This window comes from Curtobacterium sp. MCPF17_051, assembly GCF_003234595.1.
In the GTDB taxonomy this organism is placed as follows: Bacteria; Actinomycetota; Actinomycetes; order Actinomycetales; family Microbacteriaceae; genus Curtobacterium; species Curtobacterium flaccumfaciens.
The window spans coordinates 20,012-42,060 of sequence record NZ_QKSE01000023.1 but is presented as its reverse complement, the minus strand read 5'-3'; the positions used below and the strand labels follow the sequence as shown (position 1 = coordinate 42,060).

22 protein-coding genes are annotated in these 22,049 nt (G+C 66.8%); 14 read left to right on the top strand and 8 right to left on the bottom strand.

Annotated elements, in window-relative coordinates; genetic code table 11:
- Positions 1 to 108: 108 nt before the first annotated feature.
- From DEJ35_RS15645 to DEJ35_RS15615, 7 genes are all read left to right on the top strand, one after another.
- Entirely contained in the window at positions 109 to 588 is a 480-nt protein-coding gene (locus DEJ35_RS15645; RefSeq protein ID WP_111193124.1) for a DUF4395 domain-containing protein, read from the top strand.
- A 101-nt stretch (positions 589 to 689) separates the two neighbouring features.
- Positions 690 to 1,292, top strand: a complete 603-nt coding sequence (locus DEJ35_RS15640) for a hypothetical protein (protein WP_111193123.1) — start codon at positions 690 to 692, stop codon at positions 1,290 to 1,292.
- A gap of 5 nt (positions 1,293 to 1,297) precedes the next feature.
- Positions 1,298 to 1,891, top strand: coding sequence for a hypothetical protein (locus tag DEJ35_RS17415; protein ID WP_181435609.1), 594 nt, complete (start codon positions 1,298 to 1,300; stop codon positions 1,889 to 1,891).
- A 64-nt stretch (positions 1,892 to 1,955) separates the two neighbouring features.
- On the top strand, positions 1,956 to 2,843 hold the full coding sequence (locus DEJ35_RS15635; RefSeq protein WP_181435608.1) for a MurR/RpiR family transcriptional regulator: 888 nt from the start codon (positions 1,956 to 1,958) through the stop codon (positions 2,841 to 2,843).
- Positions 2,844 to 2,851: 8 nt separating this feature from the next.
- A complete protein-coding gene (gene murQ / locus DEJ35_RS15630) occupies positions 2,852 to 3,790 on the top strand; it encodes an N-acetylmuramic acid 6-phosphate etherase (protein WP_111193121.1) in 939 nt (312 codons plus the stop codon).
- A gap of 44 nt (positions 3,791 to 3,834) precedes the next feature.
- Entirely contained in the window at positions 3,835 to 5,343 is a 1,509-nt protein-coding gene (locus DEJ35_RS15625; protein ID WP_111193120.1) for a PTS transporter subunit EIIC, read from the top strand.
- Between the two features lie 231 nt (positions 5,344 to 5,574).
- Positions 5,575 to 6,366 (top strand): MupG family TIM beta-alpha barrel fold protein, encoded by a 792-nt coding sequence (locus DEJ35_RS15615; protein ID WP_181435607.1) that lies wholly within the window; start codon positions 5,575 to 5,577, stop codon positions 6,364 to 6,366.
- A gap of 44 nt (positions 6,367 to 6,410) precedes the next feature.
- Here the strand turns inward: DEJ35_RS15615 and DEJ35_RS15610 are convergent, their stop codons facing one another.
- From DEJ35_RS15610 to DEJ35_RS15590, 5 genes are all read right to left on the bottom strand, one after another.
- The gene (locus tag DEJ35_RS15610) at positions 6,411 to 7,862 is read right to left on the bottom strand and encodes a restriction endonuclease (RefSeq protein WP_111193118.1); all 1,452 of its coding nucleotides are present in this window, start codon (positions 7,860 to 7,862) and stop codon (positions 6,411 to 6,413) included.
- A complete protein-coding gene (locus DEJ35_RS15605; RefSeq protein ID WP_111193117.1) occupies positions 7,859 to 8,938 on the bottom strand; it encodes a DNA cytosine methyltransferase in 1,080 nt (359 codons plus the stop codon). Before DEJ35_RS15605 ends, DEJ35_RS15610 begins: the two co-directional genes overlap by 4 nt.
- A complete protein-coding gene (locus DEJ35_RS15600; protein WP_111193116.1) occupies positions 8,925 to 10,043 on the bottom strand; it encodes a DNA cytosine methyltransferase in 1,119 nt (372 codons plus the stop codon). The genes DEJ35_RS15605 and DEJ35_RS15600 overlap by 14 nt, the downstream gene beginning before the upstream one ends.
- 252 nt (positions 10,044 to 10,295) lie before the next feature.
- A complete protein-coding gene (locus DEJ35_RS15595; RefSeq protein WP_146244819.1) occupies positions 10,296 to 11,381 on the bottom strand; it encodes an McrC family protein in 1,086 nt (361 codons plus the stop codon).
- Between the two features lie 91 nt (positions 11,382 to 11,472).
- The gene (locus tag DEJ35_RS15590; RefSeq protein ID WP_181435606.1) at positions 11,473 to 13,632 is read right to left on the bottom strand and encodes an McrB family protein; all 2,160 of its coding nucleotides are present in this window, start codon (positions 13,630 to 13,632) and stop codon (positions 11,473 to 11,475) included.
- 213 nt (positions 13,633 to 13,845) lie between these two features.
- On the opposite strand from DEJ35_RS15590, the gene DEJ35_RS15585 reads away from it, so the two are divergent.
- Complete coding sequence (locus tag DEJ35_RS15585; RefSeq protein WP_111193113.1) at positions 13,846 to 15,045, top strand: hypothetical protein; 1,200 nt, start codon at positions 13,846 to 13,848, stop codon at positions 15,043 to 15,045.
- Entirely contained in the window at positions 15,042 to 15,689 is a 648-nt protein-coding gene (locus DEJ35_RS15580; protein WP_111193112.1) for a nuclease-related domain-containing protein, read from the top strand. Before DEJ35_RS15585 ends, DEJ35_RS15580 begins: the two co-directional genes overlap by 4 nt.
- Positions 15,690 to 15,695: 6 nt before the next feature.
- On the opposite strand, the gene DEJ35_RS15575 is transcribed toward DEJ35_RS15580, so the two are convergent.
- Positions 15,696 to 16,202, bottom strand: coding sequence for a hypothetical protein (locus DEJ35_RS15575; protein WP_146244818.1), 507 nt, complete (start codon positions 16,200 to 16,202; stop codon positions 15,696 to 15,698).
- Between the two features lie 135 nt (positions 16,203 to 16,337).
- On the opposite strand from DEJ35_RS15575, the gene DEJ35_RS15570 reads away from it, so the two are divergent.
- Positions 16,338 to 16,859, top strand: coding sequence for a hypothetical protein (locus tag DEJ35_RS15570; RefSeq protein ID WP_110862812.1), 522 nt, complete (start codon positions 16,338 to 16,340; stop codon positions 16,857 to 16,859).
- A gap of 81 nt (positions 16,860 to 16,940) precedes the next feature.
- Here DEJ35_RS15570 and DEJ35_RS15565 read toward each other — a convergent pair whose 3' ends face one another.
- Positions 16,941 to 17,684, bottom strand: a complete 744-nt coding sequence (locus DEJ35_RS15565) for a zinc-binding dehydrogenase (RefSeq protein ID WP_258378511.1) — start codon at positions 17,682 to 17,684, stop codon at positions 16,941 to 16,943.
- 9 nt (positions 17,685 to 17,693) lie between these two features.
- Positions 17,694 to 17,873 (bottom strand): hypothetical protein, encoded by a 180-nt coding sequence (locus DEJ35_RS17615; RefSeq protein WP_258378510.1) that lies wholly within the window; start codon positions 17,871 to 17,873, stop codon positions 17,694 to 17,696.
- 139 nt (positions 17,874 to 18,012) lie between these two features.
- Between DEJ35_RS17615 and DEJ35_RS15560 the strand changes: the two genes are divergently transcribed.
- From DEJ35_RS15560 to DEJ35_RS15545, 4 genes are all read left to right on the top strand, one after another.
- Positions 18,013 to 18,585, top strand: coding sequence for a hypothetical protein (locus DEJ35_RS15560; protein ID WP_111193110.1), 573 nt, complete (start codon positions 18,013 to 18,015; stop codon positions 18,583 to 18,585).
- Positions 18,586 to 18,739: 154 nt separating this feature from the next.
- Positions 18,740 to 20,236: a M23 family metallopeptidase gene (locus DEJ35_RS15555; RefSeq protein WP_181435605.1), complete on the top strand. Its 1,497-nt coding sequence runs from the start codon at positions 18,740 to 18,742 to the stop codon at positions 20,234 to 20,236.
- Between the two features lie 130 nt (positions 20,237 to 20,366).
- The gene (locus tag DEJ35_RS15550) at positions 20,367 to 21,206 is read left to right on the top strand and encodes an ABC transporter ATP-binding protein (RefSeq protein ID WP_181435604.1); all 840 of its coding nucleotides are present in this window, start codon (positions 20,367 to 20,369) and stop codon (positions 21,204 to 21,206) included.
- Positions 21,203 to 22,024: an ABC transporter permease gene (locus tag DEJ35_RS15545; protein ID WP_111091028.1), complete on the top strand. Its 822-nt coding sequence runs from the start codon at positions 21,203 to 21,205 to the stop codon at positions 22,022 to 22,024. The genes DEJ35_RS15550 and DEJ35_RS15545 overlap by 4 nt, the downstream gene beginning before the upstream one ends.
- Positions 22,025 to 22,049 lie beyond the last annotated feature (25 nt).

Below are 22,049 nucleotides of genomic sequence, written 5' to 3'. Positions count from 1 at the left end.
CCGCCCACCCGAGCTCGCCGCAGCCCTCGACACCGTCCTCACCGCAGGAACCACGGGCACCACGGGCACCACAGGCACCGCAGACACGACCGGCACCCAGGAGTCCCGATGACCACCACGACCGACACCGACCGCGGCATCGACCCGCGCTCCCCACGCTTCGGCGCCGCCATCACCACGGTGCTCCTCGCCGCGACGATCGTCCTCACGCTGATCCCCGAGACGTGGGTCGCCGGCATCGTGCTGCTCGCGGTCATCGTCGTGCTGTTCGCCGTCGGAGGCATCGCCGGCATCCGCCGACACCCCTACGGCGCACTCTTCCGACGGGTCGTCCGCCCACGCCTCGCCCCGCCCGCCGAACTCGAGGCTCCGGAACCCCCGACCTTCGCCCAGCAGGTCGGCCTGTTCGTGACCGCGGTCGCCCTGCTCCTCGCACTGCTCGGCGTGCCGTACGCCGCCCCGATCGGTGCGGCGGTCGCCCTGGTCGCCGCGTTCCTCAACGCCGTCTTCGACGTCTGCATCGGCTGCCTGCTCTACGTGTGGCTGGTCCGCGCGGGGGTCTTCCGCCCGCGGCGCGGCGTCGCCTGACGGCGTCCGGCCTGGAGGGCCGCCTCACCTCGACAACACCGCCAGCGTCCGACGGGCGCTCGGCTCCAGAACGGCTGCGCCCCGCCACGTAGGGTGAGCGGATGGGGGAAGACGAACGAATCATCCGGCGTGCCTGGCGTCGTACCGCCCTGGTCGTGTCGATCGCCGCGGTCGCCGGAGCGGTGGCGGGTTGGGCAACGTCGCGGGACGAGGACGGCTGGACCGTCGCCCTGGCGACCTTCACGTGTGTCGCCGTGCTGGTCGGCCTGGCCGGGATGCTCTCATTGCTCCCCGCCAGTGCACGCGCGTCGTCGATCATCACGCAGGCGACCGAGGACCTGACGAGAGACCGTCGCAAGATCATCAAGAGAGCCATCCGCTCGGGCGTTCCGCTTGCGGACGACGCGGGCCCGGAACTGCAGCACCGCGCGCTCACCCTCGCCCGCGGGACCGCCATGTTCAACGGACTGATCCTCGGCCAGAACCTCCTGCTGTTCGCAGGAGCCGCCGCGCCCCAGTTCGCCCGGGTCGTCACCGGCGATGGCGGCGCGCTCATCAGCCGGATCTTCCTGGCGCTCTTCGTCGTCGAAGCGGTGTTCCTCGTACCGTTGCTGGTCGTCCGAGGCCGCCGAGCTCGGCGCTACACGGAAGCCGCCACGGCCGAGAACGAACGCCGCACCGACACGCCGGTCTCCGTCGTATGACGACCGTGACGGAGGGATCAGAGACGCCCGAAGCGATTGCCGGCCGAGCCTGGCGCCGCACGGTCTGGATCGCACTCGGCGGAGCCGTGGTCGGCGCGATCTTCGGCGTCGTACTCGAGCGCGTGGGCGCTGGACCAGGACGGCTGCTCATGGTCGTCGGGTGCACCGCGGCTGTCGGCGGGCTCGCGGGGGCGTTCTCGCTGATCGCCACCATCCTCCGCATGACTCCTCAGCTGCAGGCGCCTCTCGCAGGACTCTCGCGCTCCGGCCGCAAGACCGTCTCGCAGGCGATCGCCAAGCGGGCCCCGATCGAACCGGCCAACTCCGACCTCGCTCGACGGGCGTTCGACCTCGCCCGTCTCCGCGCCGTCTCCCAACCGATCGCGCTCGGCCAGTTCCTGCTGCTCTACCTCGGCATCGCCGGGCCACAGCTCCCGAACCTCGTCGATGACGACCCCTTCATCGCAGGGTTCAGTCGGGTCCTCTGCGGCGCACTCCTCCTGGCGGCCGTCGCCTTCACGCCGCTCCTCCTCCGCCAGACCCGGGCTGCCCGACGTTACTTGCAGGCAGCCACCGAGCCACCCACTCGCCAGCGCTGACCACGTAACACGCAATTTACTTTCGGCACTGGCACTCGTCCGCGAAAGAGGGTTTCATGGCGGGATGACGATCACCGAGCGATCCGAGCGCGCCGACGCCTTCGCCCTCGTCCGCACCCAGTCGGCGAGCATGCCGTCGAGCATGCGCGCCATCGCCGACGCCGTCCTCGACGACCCGGCAGCCGCGGCCACCACGAACGCCACCGACCTGGCCGGCCGAGCCGGGGTCTCCCCCGCCACCGTCTCCCGCTTCGCCCAGCACCTCGGCTTCGCGAACTTCGCCACCCTGCAGCGCAGCATGACCCGGGCCGTCGAACGCGGGATCCACGAGCGTGAGTCCACCGAGATCCACGCCGGGGTCGCGGTCGACGACGACGTCGCCACCGTGATCGCGAAGGTCACCGAGGACGTCCGAGCGGTGATGGCCGACACCCGCGCCGCACTCGACCGACACGCACTCGAAGCAGCAGCAGCCGCCGTGAGCGACGCCCGCCGAGTCGTCCTGTACGGGGTCGGCGCGAGCGGCATCGTCGCCCGCGACCTGCACCTCAAGCTCGAGCGCATCGGCATCGTCAGCTCGATCGCCGACGACCCGCACAACGCCCTGACCCTGGCGAGCGTGATCGGCGAGCACGACGTCCTGGTGCTCGTCAGCCACTCGGGCTCCACCGTCGAGACCCTCGAGGTCGCCCACGCCGCCCGAGCCCAGCACGCCACGATCATCGCGATCACCGGCCACGCCTCCGCCCCGCTCGCCACCACCGCCGATCACGTCCTGCTCGGTGTCGCCGGTGCCGAGAGTGCCCTGCGCCCCGCGGCCATGGGCAGCCGGATGAGCCAGCTCGCCATCGTCGACACCCTGTTCATCGTCGTCGCGCAACGCACCGACGAGCGCTCCCAGCCGCTCCTCGCCCGCAGCCGCGACGCCGTCCGCACCCACCACCGGAACTGAGCACCACCATGAACCAGACGCCCGAAACCCACACAACCGAGGCTCACGACGCCCTCCGCGACGAACTCGCGGCCCTCACCACCGAGGCGACCGACCACTCGCTGGACGACATCGACACGATCTCCACGCTGGAAGCTGCCCAGCGCATGAACGCCGGAGACCGCAGCGTGCCTGCGGCACTGGAGCCGTGCCTCCCGGCCATCGCCCTGGCGGCCGACTCGATCGCCGCAGCGTTCGCGCGCGGCGGCCGACTCGTCTACGTCGGCGCTGGCACGCCGGGCCGGCTCGGCGTCCTCGACGCCAGCGAGTGCCCACCCACCTTCGGTACCGACCCGACCCAGGTGGTCGGCGTGATCGCCGGCGGCGACCCCGCCCTGACCACCGCGGTCGAGGGCGCGGAGGACGACGAAGCAGCCGCCGTCCGCGACCTCGACGCGCTCGGCCTGACGGCCGACGACGTGGTCGTCGGGATCAGCGCGTCCGGCAGGACGCCCTACGTGATCGCGGCCGTCCTGGAGGCCCGGCGACGGTCCGCCCTGTCGGTCTCCGTCGCGTGCAACCCCGACTCGGCCGCGGGGCGGGAGGCCGACATCGCCATCGACGTCGTCGTCGGCCCCGAGTTCATCGCCGGCTCGACCCGCCTGAAGGCGGGCACCGCGCAGAAGCTCGTGCTGAACATGCTCACCACGCTCGCGATGGTGCGCAGCCACAAGACGTACGGCAACCGCATGGTCGACGTGCGGGCGACGAACGCGAAGCTCGTCGCCAGGGCGTTCTCGCTCGTGCAGGACGTCACCGGCGCTGCCTCGACCGAGGTCCAGGCGGCACTCGACGCCTCGGACGGCGAGGTCAAGACCGCCATCGCCGTGATCCTGACCGGCGCCTCGGCTGCCGATGCCCGCGAGCGCCTCGATGCTGCTGCCGGCTCGTTGCGCGCCGTGCTGTAGACCCCGTTCCCCCGTTCGTTTCCTTTCCCCCGAGGAGCACAGCAATGCCCGATGCACAGCAACTCGCCCAGCAGATCCTCGACGCCGTCGGCGGTTCCGCGAACATCGCCGACGTCGAGAACTGCATGACCCGCCTGCGGGTCGAGGTCGTGTCCGACTCCTCCGTCGCGCTCGAGGACCTCAAGGCCACCGACGGCGTCATGGCCGCCATCGCGGCCGGCTCGAACCTGCAGATCGTGCTCGGCCCGGGTCTCGTCGACCGCGTTGCCGACGGTCTGGAGGCCCTGCGCGCGGCCGCCCCGTCGGCTGCGGCTGGTGGGCCTGGTGCGTCGCCTGAGGAGCTCGCTGCTCGCGGTGCGTCCATCAAGGCGACCGCGCGGTCCCGTTCCGACGGGCGCACGATGCGCGCGATCCGGAAGATCTCCGCGATCTTCATCCCGCTCATCCCCGCACTGATCGCCTGCGGGCTGATCGCCGGGATCAACGGCATCCTGACGAACCTCGGCTGGGTGCCCGCCGTGACGCCGTTCCTCGGCGTGCTCTCGTCCGGGTTCCTGTCGCTGCTCGCCGTGTTCGTCGGGATGAACGCCGCGAAGGAGTTCGGCGGCACGCCCATCCTCGGCGGCGCAGTCGGCGGCATCATCGTCGCGGCCGGCGTCGCGAACGTCACGGTGTTCGGCGAGACCCTGGCTCCCGGGCAGGGCGGTGTGCTCGGTGCGCTGGCCGGCGGCATCCTCGCCGCCTACGTCGAGCGGTTCATGCGCCGGGTCACGCCGGACGTCATCGCGCTCATCGTCGTGCCGACCGTCACCGTCCTGGTCGCCGGCTCGATTACCCTCGGCGTGCTCATGTCCGTCGCCGGTGTCGTCTCGGTCGCGATCGGTACCGCTGCCACCTGGCTGCTCGCGAACGGTGGGGCCTTCGCCGGCTTCGTGCTCGGAGGCCTCTTCCTGCCGCTTGTCATGACCGGGATGCACCAGGGGCTCATCCCGATCCACACCACGCTCATCGACCAGACCGGGTGGACCGTACTGCTGCCCGTGCTGGCGATGGGTGGCGCCGGGCAGATCGGCGCGTGCATCGCGTTGTGGGTGCGGTTCCGGTCGAACGCCTCACTCGTGCGGACCATCCGTGGTGCGTTGCCGGCCGGGTTCCTCGGCGTCGGGGAGCCCCTGATCTACGGCGTGACGCTCCCCCTGGGTCGGCCGTTCATCACCGCCTGCATCGGTGGAGCGTTCGGCGGCGGTGTCGTCGGGCTGTTCGACCAGCTCGGGCACTCCGTCGGGGCGATCGCCATCGGGGCCTCGGACCTGTCGCTCCTCCCGCTGCTGAACGGTTCGTCCGGGTACGGGTGGGCGCTGCTCGGGTACGGGTCGGGGCTCGTGGTGGCCTATGTCGTGGGGTTCGTGGCGACGTTGTTGTTCGGGGTGTCCGGCTCGGTGCGGGCAGACCTGGAGGCACAGTCGTCAATGCCGTCCGGCGACCCTGTCGCTCCGGATGCGCCGCTCGACGTGCACCTCAATCCGGCGGACTCCGTGGGAGCTGCGCGCTGAAGCGGTTTGGCGCGAGCACGTACCTGGCGCACGGTCCGCTGGCTGGTCCGACCTTCGAGGCCGCCGCGGCCGCAAGTGCGACGCTCGCGTTCACCTCGTTGCACATCCCAGAGGGCTCTCCTGCGGAAGCCCGGGCTGCTGCGACCGCGATCGTGTCCGCCGCTGCGTCGTCCGGGCTGTCGGTCGTCACGGACGTCTCCCCCAACACCGCTCGGCTGCCGGCGATTCGCCGTGGGAATTCTTGCGGTCAATCGGGGTGGCGCGGGTGCGCATCGACTTCGGCCTCTCGGTCCCCAGATACTGGCGATCGCTGCAGTTCTGCCGATCGCGCTCAACGCGATCACGCTGCGCGCGGCTGACCCCGCGCCGTTCGCTGACCTGGACGTCGAGCTGATCCACAACTTCTACCCGCGGGAGTGGACCAGGCTGGCACTGTCGTCAGTGACGTCTTCAGTCGCCGTTACTCGGCAGTACGGACGGCGGGTCGGGGCTTTCATCGCCCCTGATTCCCTGCGGCGTGGGCCGCTCGGCCAGGGAATGCCGACCGTCGAGGAGCACCGCACCGTACCATCGTTGTTCCAGGCCATGGCGCTCGTCGATGCCGGCTTGGACGACGTGTACATAGGGGATCCGGCGCTGACCGATCACTCGTGGTCGCGGTTGGGGTCCTTCGTGCTCGATGACGTTGTCGTGCTCGGCGGGCCTGCGGCCCCGGGTGTGCATCCGGCGGTCCTCGAGGCGCTGGCGATCCCCGATCGAAACCGTCCCGACGCCGCCGAGGCCATGATTCGGCTGGAGCACTCGCAGGAGCGGTTCGCCGGGCTGCCGCTGCCCGAGGCCGGGGGGCAGCCGAGACCCGCCGGCTCGGTAACCTTGCAGTTGGCGTCGGCAGGGAGGAACTTCGGCGAGGTCGCGATCACACTCCGCGATCTGCCGCCTGATCGCAAAATCGCAGTGTGCGGATCAACCTCGATCACTTCATCTACCGGCCGTCACATGCACCTCGAGCATCCAATGCAATAAGCCTAAACGCGACTCCATGACCAGCAGATAGCGGCGGCGAACGACTACAACTCCGCAATTTCAGTACTTTGAAGTGCTTTGTGACTCCCCACTTCTTTAGCTAATACATGAAGATGTTCTTGAATCGCCTGAGGTCCACGATTCGCGTAATCCGTCACCATGGCTCCGTCCAGCAACATAATCTGTGCTGCTGAAATCTCGTTGACCGACTTAGCAAATGCTCTCGCGCTTTTCGTGAAAGTGCTGGTCGTTACGATAAGCACAACGTTGGAACGGAGAACGGCCGCAACACCGGCCTCCTTCGCGACAACAGAAACTGATACCGGAGCGTGCTGATTCTTACACTGAACTGTCCAACGTTCGAAAGAAAAGCCGCTTCGCTCCGCCAGCAGGTCAACCTCCGCACCACCCGTCTCGACCCCGCGAACGCGCAACTGACGTGGCACTAGACCTAGATCGCGAGCAATACGGGCCGCAAGAACCTCCAATGCAATGCCTTTCCGGCCCGTGTCATCACTTTTCAACTCCGCGAGCACGGACGTCAGATCCTGGTTCAGCGCTTCTTGGAGAGAAGCCGGTAGCGGATCAGCTGGAAGGATACCTACCGCGGCGAACTCAAACGAAAGACTCTTAGGCGCTTGCTTTATGTCACCACCTTTCGAGTGCCGACCGTCACTCGAGGAACTCAGTTCAATCCAGCCGGCCTTCGCAAGCGGCTCATAAATAGTTTTGCGCGCTTGAGCTCGATCGAATTGCACCGCGCGCTCGTCAATAATCGACAGGATTTGTTTAGCCGGGAACCAAGCTTCAGGCGTCACAGTTGACACGTCGTGAAGAGCTTCCAGATACGCCCGTTGAGTCCACGTCAGTGACTGCCAATCAGCCACTTCATCCAGCCCATACCCGACCAGCGCGCGAAGGCGACCGTTGTCGACCTTCCACTCAGCATCCACCACCCCTGACCACTCTAGCCATTGGCGCATTTTCGACGCGGACGAATTGTTGTTCGGTATATCGTAGCCTCGAAGCCTCATTTCGTTAGCGACGGCCTGTCCACGGACGAATCCGTCTCGCCGCCTTACCGCTTCCGCGGCGCGCAAAACATCGATACCACTGGCCTCGGTGAGGAGATAGGATGCCAACAGATCGGCGGCTTCTCGGCCGCTGCCTTGTGCAAGCAAGGACCGAATATCCTCACCGAGGGGCGTTAAGGACAAGACATTCTTGCCCGGGCCAAGAAGCCCATACTGCCGCATTCCGGTAATGACATTTGCGCTACGCTTCAGTTGCTGATTTGTGCGCTCGACCGGATCAATTCGGTGGTGCGCGGAAGACGAAAACCATTTAACTCGAACTACTTCCGAAAATTCCGCCTGAGAAATGGGCGGCACGCCGACAGCCTCAAGCAAAAAAATGAGAGCCGATTCCGCTCCTCCCAGTTGCCCAGGAGTGAATTCATTCGCAGCGATGATTCGCCGCTTGGTTGCAGACATCATGCCGCAAGATCCGCTTCTCCGCTACCGACCGAAGAAAGTGCGTCCCGAACGCAAGCGGCAAGCACCCGAGCAAGACCGACTGGTACCGCATTCCCAACCTGGCGCCACTGTTGCTCGATCGTTCCATCCAGATACCAATCGTCCGGGAACGTCTGGATCCGCTTTACCTCTTCAATGCGCAACATCCTATTGCGCCAATGAAGCGGACCCATATTATTGGACCTCCGTGCCTGTATCGTCCAGGACGGCAACTCAGGCGATAGCTTCAAAAGGAACGACCAATACCGACTCCGCCATTCGAATTGAGGATTAGGATGCCCCCGCTTCGCCGTGAAGAACAAATAGTTGTCCCCGGGCGGCACCTGCTTCAATAGCTCCCGATGTTTCCCTCCCGCCACATGCCCAACATCTGCTGCGTTTTCTTCGGTGTCAAGATCCCCAATCCACTTACCGACGGGCTCCCATGGCAAAAGACCCGTCTCGGCAGGCGCTTCAGCATGAGTGGCTTCTGGCCAACGAAACTCAGCAGCACCGGCCTCCCGATGAATTCCAACTATAAAAAATCGCTGGCGAATCTGTGGGACGCCGAAATCTGCCGCGTTCAGAACACGAGATGTGCAGGCGTACCCCAAGCTTTCCGCCGTCTTGATTATGTAGTCGACGGTGCTTGCATGAACCTTGAATGCCATACCTGCGACGTTCTCGAGGATGAAGGCGCGGGGCCGAGACCATCGGAGGGTATTTAGGTAGCCTGTGATTGTCTCTTCACCAATCGGGTCTTCCATCGCCCTTGGCTTGTTCTTCAGATAAAAACGACTCTTGGAGAAAGGCGGACACGGCGGACCTCCAACCAGCAGGTCAATATCTCCGAGATTTTGAGGACCGACGAGTTCTTTCACCCGGTCCTCGGTAAATTCGGTCACACTACCCAGATGAAAGGCTACGCTTGGAAAGTTACGAGCGTGAGCCCGGGCAGCCCGGGGATCGTTATCGTTCGCAGCTATTACGTTAAATCCCGCCTGCTCGACTCCTAGGTCGAGTCCGCCACATCCCGAAAATAGGCTAATGGCCTTCATCGCTCCCCTTCCCTTCAACTGCCGAGATCACTGATGCAACCATTGCTGCACCCATAACGCTCGGTACCGCGTTACCGATTTGCCTAATTTGCTCTCGCCGCGGCCCCGCGAAACTATATCCTTGTGGAAAACTTTGCAATACAGCCAATTCGCGGATTCTCAGACGACGGCTTGTCCAATGGAAGGGGCCGGTCCATGGCCCAGGACTCGCTGGAATAGTCCAGGAGGGCCTGTCTGGACTCAGCTTGAGTAGAAAGTTCCAGTAGCGAGTCTCTGCCTCAAACGTGGGGCTGGGATGCCCTGCCCATTTGGTATGATGCTTGTAGTTCATACCGGGCGGAATCTGCTGAAGATGATCTGCCCATCTTCCGCTTACCACTTCACCGTCTTCCTGATACTCGTCCCGGTCAAGATCTCCGATTGCTTCCCCTGCCGTGACTACGGGCAGCAGCCCTTCCCCGCCGTGGGTCGGGCTCGGCGTGTCGGGCACCCGGTGCTTCGAGCCAAGAAGGAAAACGCGCTGTCGGCTCTGTGCCGCCCCATACTGCGTTGCTGTAGCAACAACGCGCCGAGTCAGATATCCCGCATCTGACGCGTCCTGTTCCAGAGCCTCGAATACTGCTTTGTTACGCGGGTGCAGAATACTGGGCACATTCTCGAAGACAAACCCTTCAGCGTCCACTTCAAGGACAAGTCGCATGTACTCGGACACCAACGTCCTGCGCGAGTCCGGTCGAGCTTCAATAGGGGCATGCAGCCGCTCGGCGACCTCACCTCTGCTTCGTGCACGGCGGAAGGCAGCCTCTTCACCCTTGTCGAGCCAATAAGCTGCCTTGCTGAATGGCTGGCAAGGAGCTCCCCCGACTACGACAACAGGATCAGCGGCCCCAAGGTCTGCACGACTTCGCAGGTCTGCACCGGTGACGGCTGTCACATCCGCTTGAAGTACCTGACCCGGGTGGGCCTGATTTCGCCGCAATGTCTCACACGAGTAAAAGTCGTTATCAACCGACAGTCGCAGATCGCCACCGGCGGCGACAGCGCCAAGTCCCAAGCCCCCTGCACCTGCGAAGAGGTCGACTACGGGGATCTTGCCTTGCGACACGTGGTGCTCCTTCGATCTAGTTGCCGGTCAAGACTACGGACATCCTCCGACACTGCGTCATCGGACGCTCCCCGTGTGGGTCACGCTCGGACCCGAGGCGGCATCCAGGTGGAATCACACGTGGCCTTCAGTGCGTACTGGAGCGATGCTCGTTTCTGGGGCCGTGCAGGGTTGCTGCCGTCTGGAAGTTGGCCCCAACGGGTCGCCGGGTCGAGCTGCACTTCCTCCCTGCCCCGCTTTCGGGTCCGGAGGTCACACTCTCGCCGCTCGAACTTCAGTTGCGCAGTCTTCTGCGATGTCCGCGAGTTGCGTCTCCAAGACTTTGGAAGCTTGGTCGAGCGCCAGTCCTCGGCCAAGAATTCTTGGGCCACCACGGATCTGAGGTGAGGTGATCGTTCGTGAGGCGCCGGCGTGGACTAGATGGCCTGTGCCAAGGCCGAACCTCCTGCAGTACGCCGCCATCTGGTACAGATCAGCGTTCGGGTACTGCCCGTGCTTCTCGACCTTGTACTTGACGTCGATGCACGCCCGTACCTCTCCGTCGACGAGCCACACGAGGTCCGGCGCGATCTTCACCGTGCCTTCGACGTCGAGCGTCGATAGGTACTGCGACACGAGCACTCCCCCATAGGGCTTGAACGCCTCGCGCAGAGCGGCCGAGACGAAGTCCTCGAACACCGACCACATGTCGACGAGGAATCCCGACGCGACGACTGACCCGGCGCGCTGTTCGACAGACGACCCCGACAGTACGAGTGACGCCAGTGCCAGCGCCGACGAGTACCGCGCGTTTCGTCGATCCAGCCGGACGACCGGCACCGGCGCCCCGACGGGGATCACCGACACTCCATCGAGCACCCGCACGATCCGTCGCAGCGTCCCGAGCACATCGGCCGGCACACCTGGCAGTCGCAACAACCGCGTCGCTGCGGTCAGCAGCACCTGGTTCTCCGCGATGTCCTCGACGTAATCGTCGAACGACACCTCGACCGGCAGCGGCTGCCCACCCCGCCGGGTCAGCTGGTCCCCGATCCGCCACCGACCACGCACGAGCGGCAGCGCGTCCTCGCGCGTGACGTACCCGCGAAGCGGTCCTCCAGCCAACGCCCGCGAGGCCTGCCGCACGAACGCGTGCGCCAACGCCGGCACGAGGTCATCGTCCTCCTCGAAGCCGAAGTCCTCTTCGGTCCATATCGCACTTCCGGCACGGGCATACCCGAGCATCGCGAACAGCCGCCGCACCGGCGTCTTCGGCTTCAACCACACCGTGTGCCCGGCGATCCGTACGACGCCGACCTTCCGGACACCGCTCACGCGGTACTCGTCTGCGCCGAGCATCGGTGCGACCGTCGCGATGTTCGCTGACGCAAGACCGACCGCCACCGCGCGCGGCAGCCGGTGCACCACCGGCTGGTCTGCTTCCCGCAGCTCAATCGTTGACGGAAGCACCTTCGGCCCCGTCCGCAGCGTCGCGCGTCGCCTGACGACGCAGCGTTACCAGGCCGTACCGCGCCTCCAGGTCGACGCCTTCGCCGTAGTGGTGCTCCGCCAGGAGCGGCAGGATCTCGTACCGCCACACGTCCTGCAGACCTGTTCCTTCGAGGTCGCGCATCAGGAACGACGGGCCGATTTTGGCATCGTGGTCCTGGATTTGTGCGTTGAGTCGTGTCAGCAACGCGGCACGGTCATCCTGGAGGCCCTTGGTCGCCGCCCAGCGCGACAGCACGTTCTGCACGGGCGTGCGTTCCGGATGCAGTTCGATGAACGCGAATCGTCGCCGCATGGCGGCGTCCAGCATCGCGATCGAGCGATCGGCGGTGTTCATCGTGCCGATGACGAAGATGTTGCTCGGAAGGGTGAACGGCTCGTCGCTGTAGAGCAGGGAGATCTCGCTGTCCCGGTACTCGAGCAGGAAGTAGAGCTCACCGAACACCTTCGCGATGTTGCCGCGGTTGATCTCATCGATGACCAGGAAGTAGTTCGCCTCCGGGTTGGCGGCGGCCGCGTCGGCGAGGCGCCGGAGCGGACCCTTCCGGAGCGTGAAGGCGACGTTGCCGCTGTCGTCGTTGGCGACGGGGCGGAAACCCTCGAAGAAGTCCTCGTACGAGTACGTCGGGTGGAACTGCACGATGGTGGTCTCGCCGTCGGTGCCGTCCGTCACGTGCTTCGAGAGCGCTTGAGCCAGGAAGGTCTTGCCGGTGCCCGGAGGGCCGTAGAGGATCACCTGTTTGCGGCGCTCGATGAGGTCGAGTGTGTCCTGCAGCCACGGAAGCGGCATGTGGAGCGAATCGACCAGTGACGCATTCGCATCCGGAAAACCATCGCGCGCCGGGGTCGGCTCGGGATCCGGACCAGGCAACGGTTCAGGGCGGCTTGTGACCTGCCAACGGGACGCAAGTGGCTCGGCGTAGTACAGAGCGGGCCCCTTGGCCTTCTGTTGCAGCGCGATCGTGATCTGTTGGAACGCCGCGTCGGGGTCGTCGTCCATCTGGCCCTCGACCTCGCCCGCGAAGGCGATACGGATGGCCTCACGGTTGTCCGCCGAAACGACCTCGCCGAAAACACCCGGGTGCACGAGGAACAGCAGCTCGTTCCGCTGGATCGGAAGAGCCGTGCCTTCGATCCCGGTGACCACGTCCCGCCAGGCCCACGGGTCCTCAAGGGCTCGAGCGCGAGCCTCATCACTGAGACCGATCCAAGCTGACGCTGCGCGGACGACGACGGAGAGAGCCGAGAAGGTATGGCTTCCCGAGAGGGCCTGGCCAGGGTTGAACGACCACGACCGGAATGCCTCGTCGACCTCGTTCGGAATCGTGACGGGATGTTCCATGAGATCCAGTAGGAACTGAACGCGCTCGCGTTTCTTCCGCTCGCCCGGCGTCTGCAAAGGCAGGACTTGCCAGCAGATCAGCTCGGCCATGAGGAGCTTTGCGTCATCGCTCGCGTCTGCGAACTGCGCGCCGATCTTCGTCAGGAAGTCGTCACCGGCGATGTCGGGTCGACTGAGGAACACGCGGTCGAGCTCGACCGCAGTCTCTTCACGCCACACACCGCGGCCGGGTGCGAACACGGAATCGAGCTGACGAAGGCCTCGGCCGACGAAGAGCGCGCTCGTGGTTCGGATGACTTCTGCTCGCCAATCGGGAGGCACGATCTCCGTCGCGAGGCGCAGCGCGACATCCTCCCGCTGCGCCCTCTGGAAGGCACGTTCGCGCTCGTTGAGGATCCGTGTGAAGTCGTCGAGTTCGAGGGCGGCTGCGGCACGACCGTCGTCGGTCAGGTGCCACTCGCCTCGGTTCTGCTTCGTCAGGTAGCCGGCGTGGACGAGCGCCGTCGTTCCCCAGAGGAAGTCGGACTCACCCTGCGGTCGACGCTTCGAGTTGAGCTCGAGCTCCTCCCCCTCGAGCGGAACTGCCGCCAGCACGTTCTGCCAGACTTCGAGACGCCGCCCCTCGCGGTCGTGATCGTCGAGGTACCGCAGGGCCTCGCGGAGGCGGGTCATTCGGTTCTCTGGTCGACTCACGAGCAAAGTCTGTCGCACAGCAACTCCCGCGCAAGCCCCCGCGAGGCGGTCGAGCTCGACCTGCATGACGACCGAGTGTCCCGAGGCTGGCAGCGGATCTGAGTAAGCGGCCGACGTATTCCGCACGACCGTGCGCGAACCCGCACCCCTCGTTCTGGGCTGCTGTCTGCGTTGCAACCGGCCCATACGATTCGGGGAAGGTAGAGCAGGCAGGCTCACAGGGGTACCTCAACATGAGTCCCCTGCGTCCGCGGCTCGTGAGCGAGCGAAAGCAGGACCATGACTGACAACTCCACTACGGAAGTCGCCCTCGAAGCGGAAGTACCCGCGGACGAGGCAGCAGTCGACATCGCGCGGGCTGTCAGCGGTCGCCGCGCGATCGCGCGCAAGTACGTGAAGTGGGTGCGGAGCCGCAATCCCGAGGCCACCCCTGCAGAAGTGATCCAGCTGCTCGAACGGCACTACACGACGTCGATCACGACTGCCGGTGCAGCGATCTCAGTCGGGTCGATCGCTGCGGACATCGCGATCGCGATGATCCCCGGTGTCGGTCCCGCTGCCGCCGGCGCGAAGAGCATCGGTGCCCAGGCTGCGAAGCGGACCGGTAAGGAGGCCGCGAAGCTCGCCGCGAAGAACCTCGCGAAGAGTGCCGCAAAGACTGGCGCCCAGGGTGCGGTCGCGAAGCTCCTGCCTGCTGGCGACCAGCAGTTGCAGTTCGAGATCACCGCGGTCTTCGGGCTCGCAGTCGCGGACATCCACGGCATGGATCTCGACAAGGACCAGGCACAAGCTCTCGTGTACGGGCTCACGAATGAACGCGTCGCACAACAGCAGATCGCCGCCATGGCGAGCGACGTGGCGTCGATCTCATCGGACAGCGTGGTCACCACCGGCCAACGGATCGCGTCGGGGCGAGAGGACTGGTCCCACTGGGCGAGCACGCTTTCCGATGCGCTCCCCGGCGGTGCTGCGCAGAGCCTGATCCGAACGATCCAGACGGGCGAACTCGATCCGGTCCGCGAGAACCTGACCGGCAAGCAGCGAGCCACGATCGAGTACGGCGTCGGAGCCGTCACCGGAGGCGTCGCGCGGTTCGTGTTCGGACGGGACGTCGTCAAGTCCTCGAGGACGGCGTTCCCGGAGGCACCGGAGTCCTTTCCTGATCACCTCACTGCGCCGCTGAAGTCAGATGGCACGGATGGCGAGAGTGAAAGTCGGGCCTTCGCAGCGCTGGAAGAGGCAGCGAAGTCCACCGGTACCTGGGTCAGCGACGCCGCCGGAGCTGTCGGCGGTGGTGTGGCCAACGCGGCGGGAAGCATCTCCAAGGCGTTCCGCAGTGTCGACCTCGACGGCGACGGAGTCCCTGACGAACCGCAGGCGCTGACTTCGGTGAAGAACCTCGGCGGTTCCGTCGTCGGGGCTGCCGATGCAGTCGGCGGTCGCGTCGCCGGACTGTTCAAGAAGAAGAACAAGGAGTGAGCGGCTCGCCGACCACGGGTGCAGGAGCGTCAGCGCGGCGCGAGCACGAGCGACGCAAGGCGAGGGACGAAGCAGCCTTGAGAGACCGGTGGGGTCGTCTCGGGAACGTCGCGGTCGCCCTCAGCGACGAGCGTCAGAGCACCGCGGCCTGGAGATCCGGAGCGGTTGGGGAGGAAACCGTGGGAGCCTGTCTCGATCGCTTGGCGTCCGAATCGACGCGCGTCCTCCACGATCGCCGGGTGCCCAGATCGCGCGCGAACATCGACCACCTCGTTGTCACCCCAGCTGGGGTGTGGGTGATCGACTCGAAGCGGTACCGAGGCAGGCGTCCGTCGCTGCAAGTGGAAGGTGGGCTGTTCCGGCCACGCGTCGAGCACTTGACTGTCGGCGGGCGGAAGAAACCCACCTTGGTCGCAGGGGTTCAGCGACAGTTGGAGCTCGTCCGTGCCGCGGTCAGCGCACCCGTGTTCGGCGCCCTCTGTTTCGTTGACGCAGATTGGCCGCTCTTCGGGGGGAGCTTCACTGTGGATGGCATCAACGTGCTGTGGCCGCGAAAGCTCGAGGCGCTCCTCCACAAGTCAGCCGGTTCGACTCCTGTCGAAGCAACGGCTCAACTGCTCGAGCGACGATTCACGCCGGCCTGACCTTTCTCAGCTGCTGCTCTGAAGCGCAGCGCAAACGCGATCTGGCGTCGCGGGGTCCTTGAACGTGACGAAGTACCTCCGCCCGTCCCGCATAACGATCTGCACAGTGTCGGTCCCACCCACCGAGTACAGGCGGCCACGAGAGCTTCGAGCCGAGCCCTTGATGCCCCATCCGCCGTAGTCTGCGCACGCATCGACCTGGACGACCGCAACATCGACGATGTCGCAACGGAGCAGTCGTGACCTCCAGAACGGCGCGACGCCGACCGTCACCAACTGCGGCGAACACCGCACGAACGCCGCAGCGCGCGAAGCGAGCACCATCGCCGAGATCAGGGACACGAGCACCACGGCGAGCACGATCAGCGATGCGCTGTCGAACCCCTTCACCGCGGCCCCGGCGAGGGCCATCACGCCAATAGGCGCGAAGATCAGCAGCGTCCCGACGGCGACTCCAGGGTCCGCTGGGCTCCGGTACACGACCTCGCTTCGATGAGTCGTCCGAGAAGCCATGAAGGGCACCGTCCTCACTACTGATCCAGCACCGGCCGCGAGGGGCAAGATACCTCTCGACTGGCCTATCGGTGGTACTCAACGGTAATACTTCGGTACGCTCCTCTTCACCACCAGATCACAAGGGGGATCTCCATGAGCAACGAAGCTCTCGCCGCATGGTTCGGCGTCGCCATCACACTCGCCATCTCGGTCTACAGTCTCGTCCTCGCGCGGCGCGCCGATCGGACGGCTCGCGCCGATCGCGACGAGCGCGAAGCAGCTCGCGTCAGCGCATGGGTGTCGTTCGTGTTCTCCAACCAGGACCCTGAGGACCGTACGCATTGGAACAACGTGCTCGTCGTCCGGAACGCTTCGGACGCCGCGATCCACAACGTCCGGGCGAAGGCGGTCATGAACGGATCCGAAGAGGTCGAGTTCAGCGCGAAGGTCTGCCCGCCCGGCGAGTCGTACTCGGAGTGGATCCACCCGAAGGACCGGCCCCACAAGGCGCGGGCTTGGGCGCTCCTCTCGAGCTGCTCCGAACTCGTCCGCAGCGATCACGGTATGCGGCCGTTCACCGTCGCCGAGAAGTGGACCCTCGTTTCGATGTCCTTCACGGACGCGCTCGGCAAGCGTTGGGAGTACGAAGCCGGACGCGGCGTGCGTCCCGTGTGAGCGCGCTCTTCGCGGTCGCTGCCGGAGTTGAAGGGGGCGGACTCGCTCGGGGCCCGACGTCCGGAGCGTCCTGACCCGCACCTACCAGGTCAGGACGAACCGCCCCCGCGTCCCCCCGGCTTCCAACCGCTCATGCGCCTCCACAGCCCGAGCAGCCGACAGCACCTCCGCCACCCGCGGCGTCAACGTCCCACTCTCCACCGCGTGCCGCAGCTGCTCGAGCTTGTCGAACGAGCGGTACTCCGAGAACACCATCACCTGCACGAACTCGATCCCCCGAGCCCCGTTGCCCTGCCACCCCCGCACGTCGAAGAAGACTCCCCCGTCGCGAACGGCGTCCACGACCTCGTCGCGCTGCACGGCAGCATCGGCGAGCGCATCGGCCCCGTCCGGCACGAGCGCACGGACAGCGGAGGCGAAGGAAGCACCTCGCGGCACCACGTGGTCCGGCCCGAGCGACCGGACGAGCACTTCGTCCGCCGGAGCGGCATCGGCGATCACGGTCAGCCCGGCGGCCTTCGCCAGCTGCACCACGTAGTTCCCGAGCAGCCCAGCGGCCCCGGTCACGGCGAGCGTCTGCCCCGGCGCGAGCGAGGCGTGCGACAGGATCTGCAACGCCGTCAGCCCGTTCATCGGCACGGTCGCCGCGGCCTCGATCGACGTCCCGCGAGGGATCCGCGTGAACGACCCCACCGGCGCGACGAGCTCCTGCACGTAGGCGCCACCGTGGGCGCTGAGCGGCAGCGCCATCGCCATGACCTCGTCACCGACCTGCCAGCCGTTGACATCGGACCCGACCTCGTCGATGACGCCGGCGGCGTCCATCCCCGGCACCTACGGCGGCGAGGCCTGCGAGCTGTCCCGCTGCCCGGCGCGCACCCCCGTGTCGGTCGGGTTCACGGCGAACGCCTGCACCCGGATCCGCACGGACCCCGCACCGGCGTGCGGCTCCGGCACCTCGTGGACGGCGAGGGCCTCGGGCCCTCCGAACTGTTCGACTCCGACGACCTGCATCCTCCCCGTCTACGCGCACGTTGCTTGACGCAACCTGACGCGACCACCCCACGGCCTGGAGGCCCGGCACCACCCCGCCCCGCGCCTCCCGCCCGTCAGGGGATGCGGTCCACGGCACGTGGTGCGCCATGCTGGCACCGTGCGATTCGACGAACTCCTCACCCGGTCCGACGGTCCCGCGATCGCCGAGGAGCTCGCCGCCCTCCGCCGACCGGCCCGGTACGTGCTCGAGGGCGTCCACCAGGAGTCCCGGCAGAAGTACTCGCAGTTCCGCGTCGACATCGACGAGCCCGCACAGACCTGGACACTCGTCCGACAGCGTGCCAAGCCGGTCTCCTACCGCGACGGCGTGCTGCACGAGCCGGACGACGGCCCGATCGAGGTGTCGTTCGCCCGGAGCATGGTCCCGTCCCCCGTCGTCCGGATGGCCGTGCCCGATCTGATGCTCCGGTGGGGCCGCGCCACGGACGACGTCCACCCGATCTTGATCCAGCACATCGGCGAGCGCTCGGTCCTGGTGACCTTCGAGCACGGCGAGGACCCGGCGTTCCGCTCGACGCTGGTGATCGACGAGCGCGACGGCATCGCCCGCCGTTCGTACGAGCACGGCGAGGCCACGATCATCACGAGCGTGCGGACCGCCGAGCCGGACGAGGTCCTGCCCCGTGCCCGCTTCGTGCAACCGACGGACTGGATCCGCCCGCAGTACTGAAGTCGTGGCGGTTCCGGTTCACGATCCCCGACGATCGCGAACCAGTACCGACGCCCCGCAGACCCCATGGCCCGATCGGGGGGTGGAAATGTTGTTCTACTCCCTGCGAGAGTTCCACCGACCGCCACCGTCGGCGGTCGTTGAGGGGAAACACATGAAGAAGATTCTCGCCCTATCGGCGACGGTTGCTCTGGCAGCCGGACTGAGCCTGATCGCTGTGGCACCAGCGCAGGCGGCAACGGGGGACGTCATCGTGCCGACGTCCGGAGAGGTGACCGGGTACGTGGGAGCCCACTGCAATGGCACTCCGCACTCCGGCATCGACATCGCCGCTTCCGGGGGTTCGTCGATCGTCGCGGGCGCGGCCGGTACGGTCCGCACGGTCATCAACAGCTCGGCCACGACCGGCTACGGAACCTACGTGGTGATCGACCACGGCGCGGGCTACCAGACGCTCTACGGACACATGATCAACGGCAGCCCGCTCGTCTCGGTCGGGGAGACCGTCACGAAGGGCGAGCGGATCGGCTCGGTGGGGACCACCGGCAACTCGACCGGCAACCACCTGCACTTCGAGGTGAAGCGCGACGGAACGAGCCAGAACGGCCTGAACGACTACTTCACCTGCAAGCGGATCGTCACCCAGGGCACACCGATCCCGTGGTCGTTCCCGAACTTCCCGGGCACGATCGTCCAGTCGCACGTCGCTGTCCGAGCCAACACCGGCACGCTGTGGACGTGGACCGGCGAGGCGGGCAGTGAAGGCTTCGCCGCGAACTCCGGGCGAGCCGTTCAGGAGGGCACGTCTCCCGCCATCGCCTCGACCGGCACCGATTCCGCTGCCGCGTTCGCGGCGCCGGACGGCTCCCTGGTGACGTGGCGAGGCAAGGCCGGGCAGACCGGGACCGCAGGCTCGGCGAACGTCGGCATGAAGCTCGGCACGAGTCCGGCGATCGCCTCGCTCGGTGGGGGCCAGTACGCGGTCGCGTTCCAGGCCAACACCGGCGAGCTCTGGACCTGGACGGGGACGCCCGGATCGGCCGGGACCGCAATGTCCACCGGCTACGGCATGAAGGCCGGCACGAACCCGTCGATCACGACCGTCGGCAGCGGCGTCTCCGTGGCGTTCCAGGCGAACAGCGGCAAGCTGCTGACCTGGTACGGCACCGCAGCCCAGAAGGGCACCGCAGCCGACACCGGTCTCGGCATGAAGGACGGCACGAGCCCGTCGGTCACGCGCGTCAACGGCTCGACCATCGCAGTCGCGGCGCAGGCGAACACCGGCAAGCTCTGGGTGTGGAGCGGGACGCCGCGCACGACGGGTCTCGCGAAGGAGACCGCACTGGGCATGAAGGCGGGCACGAACCCGTCCATCACCCTGGTCGGTTCGCAGCTCGCCGTCGCAGCGCAGGCCAACACCGGTGACCTGTGGACCTGGCGCGGTGCGCCCGGTGACGCCGGCTTCGCACACACCGCTGGCGTCGGCATGAAGGTCGGCACCAGCCCGGCCGTCGACGCCGTCGGCGGTGACATCGCCGTCGCCGTGCAGGCCAACACCGGCTCACTGTGGACGTGGGTCGGAACCGCGGGCACCGACGGCTTCGCCCACACGGGCGATGTCGGTATGACCGCGAGCCCGAGCATCGGCTGATCGCTCTGCCCGACCGTGCCCGCCGATCGCCACGATCGGCGGGCACGGTCATGCCATCCTCCGATCGGACGATGCCGAGACCACCGCCCCGGTCGATCCGCCACGGCGGCCCGGCGGCGAAGCTGGACCCATGCCCGAGTCCCCCGCCATCGAGGTCCAGCACCTCGGCAAGCAGTACGCCACCGGCAAACGCGCCGTGGACGACGTCTCCTTCACGATCGAACGCGGCGAGACCTTCGCCCTCCTCGGCCCCAACGGTGCCGGCAAGTCCACGACGGTCGAGATCCTCGAGGGGTACCGCTCCCGCACCGCCGGCGAGGTCCGCGTCCTCGGCCACGACCCGGCACGGACGAGCCGCAGCCACAACGCACGCATCGGCATCGTCCTGCAGACCAGCGCGGAGTCCCCGAACGTCACCGTCGCCGAGCAGCTGAACCACTTCGCGACGCTGTACCCGAAGCACCGCAGCGTCGAGGAGCTCCTCACCGCGACGGGGCTCGAGACGCAGCGCAACACCCGCATCAGCCGGCTGTCGGGTGGCCAGCGCCGCCGCGTCGACGTCGCCCTCGGCATCATCGGCCGACCCGAGGTCCTGTTCCTCGACGAACCGACCACGGGCTTCGACCCCGAGGCCCGCCGGCAGTTCTGGGACCTCCTGCGCCAGGTGCAGCACGACGGCACGACGATCCTGCTCACCACGCACTACCTCGACGAAGCCGCCCAGCTCGCCGACCGGGCGGCGGTCATCGCCGACGGGAAGCTCCTCGACCTCGCACCCATCGACGAGATCGGCGGCGCCGAGGCCCGCACACCCCGGGTCCGCTGGCGCGACGACGACGGCGGACACCACGACGAGCGCACGACCGACCCGACGGCGCTCATCCGCAGCAGCACCGCACCCATGCACGACCTCGAAGTCATCCGTCCGTCCCTCGAGGACGTCTACCTCGACATGGTGGGCCAGCGATGAACACCGCAGCGCGCACGAGCGCCAGCCGCATCGGCTACGAGATTCGCTCCTACTTCCGCGCCCCCGACGCGGTGTTCTTCACGTTCCTCTTCCCCATCATCATGCTGGCGTTGTTCTCGGTCGCCTTCGCGGACGCCGACCCGATCCGTGCCGTCGCGAGCAACGGCCGACCGGTCGACGTGGACTACGCCACCTACTACCTGCCCGGCCTGGTAGCGACGGGGATCCTGCTCTCCGGCACGCAGTCCCTCGGCGTCGACATCGCGGGCGAGCGCAGCGACGGCACGTTGAAGCGCCTCGGCGGCACGCCCCTGCCGGTCCTGTCGTACTTCGTCGGCAAGATCGGCATGGTCCTCGTCACCACGCTCGTGCAGACCGCACTGCTGTTGGCGATCGCGAGCCTGGTGTTCGGCGTCGACCTGCCGACTGACGCGAGCCGGTGGGGTGTCTTCGCCGGCGTGATGGTCCTCGGCATCGCCACCAGCTGTGTCCTCGGCATCGCGGTCTCGGCGCTCCCCCGCGAGGGCCGGCGGGCCACCGCCACCATCGTCCCGATCGTGCTGGTGCTGCAGTTCATCTCCGGCGTCTACCTGCCCTTCACGCAGCTCCCCACCTGGTTGCAGGACGTCGCGTCCGTCTTCCCCCTGCGCTGGATGGCGTCCGGCATGCGCTCCGTCTTCCTGCCCGGTGCGTTCGAGTCGGGTGAGCCGGGAGGCGCGTGGCACCTCGGCCTCGGAGCCCTCGTGTTGGCAGCGTGGCTGGTCCTGGGCACGGTGGCCTGCCTGCTGACGTTCCGTTGGAACCGCAAGGACGCCTGATGGCGCCCCGCTGGTGGGATGCTGG

Coding starts and splice junctions, on each gene's coding strand:
- DEJ35_RS15645 (WP_111193124.1), top strand. CDS start 109: ATGACCACCACGACCGACACCGACCGCGGCATCGACCCGCGCTCCCCA.
- DEJ35_RS15640 (WP_111193123.1), top strand. CDS start 690: ATGGGGGAAGACGAACGAATCATCCGGCGTGCCTGGCGTCGTACCGCC.
- DEJ35_RS15635 (WP_181435608.1), top strand. CDS start 1,956: ATGACGATCACCGAGCGATCCGAGCGCGCCGACGCCTTCGCCCTCGTC.
- murQ (WP_111193121.1), top strand. CDS start 2,852: ATGAACCAGACGCCCGAAACCCACACAACCGAGGCTCACGACGCCCTC.
- DEJ35_RS15625 (WP_111193120.1), top strand. CDS start 3,835: ATGCCCGATGCACAGCAACTCGCCCAGCAGATCCTCGACGCCGTCGGC.
- DEJ35_RS15610 (WP_111193118.1), bottom strand. CDS start 7,862: ATGATGTCTGCAACCAAGCGGCGAATCATCGCTGCGAATGAATTCACT.
- DEJ35_RS15605 (WP_111193117.1), bottom strand. CDS start 8,938: ATGAAGGCCATTAGCCTATTTTCGGGATGTGGCGGACTCGACCTAGGA.
- DEJ35_RS15595 (WP_146244819.1), bottom strand. CDS start 11,381: ATGCTCGGCGCAGACGAGTACCGCGTGAGCGGTGTCCGGAAGGTCGGC.
- DEJ35_RS15590 (WP_181435606.1), bottom strand. CDS start 13,632: ATGCAGGTCGAGCTCGACCGCCTCGCGGGGGCTTGCGCGGGAGTTGCT.
- DEJ35_RS15585 (WP_111193113.1), top strand. CDS start 13,846: ATGACTGACAACTCCACTACGGAAGTCGCCCTCGAAGCGGAAGTACCC.
- DEJ35_RS15575 (WP_146244818.1), bottom strand. CDS start 16,202: ATGGCTTCTCGGACGACTCATCGAAGCGAGGTCGTGTACCGGAGCCCA.
- DEJ35_RS15570 (WP_110862812.1), top strand. CDS start 16,338: ATGAGCAACGAAGCTCTCGCCGCATGGTTCGGCGTCGCCATCACACTC.
- DEJ35_RS15565 (WP_258378511.1), bottom strand. CDS start 17,684: ATGGACGCCGCCGGCGTCATCGACGAGGTCGGGTCCGATGTCAACGGC.
- DEJ35_RS17615 (WP_258378510.1), bottom strand. CDS start 17,873: ATGCAGGTCGTCGGAGTCGAACAGTTCGGAGGGCCCGAGGCCCTCGCC.
- DEJ35_RS15555 (WP_181435605.1), top strand. CDS start 18,740: ATGAAGAAGATTCTCGCCCTATCGGCGACGGTTGCTCTGGCAGCCGGA.
- DEJ35_RS15550 (WP_181435604.1), top strand. CDS start 20,367: ATGCCCGAGTCCCCCGCCATCGAGGTCCAGCACCTCGGCAAGCAGTAC.
- DEJ35_RS15545 (WP_111091028.1), top strand. CDS start 21,203: ATGAACACCGCAGCGCGCACGAGCGCCAGCCGCATCGGCTACGAGATT.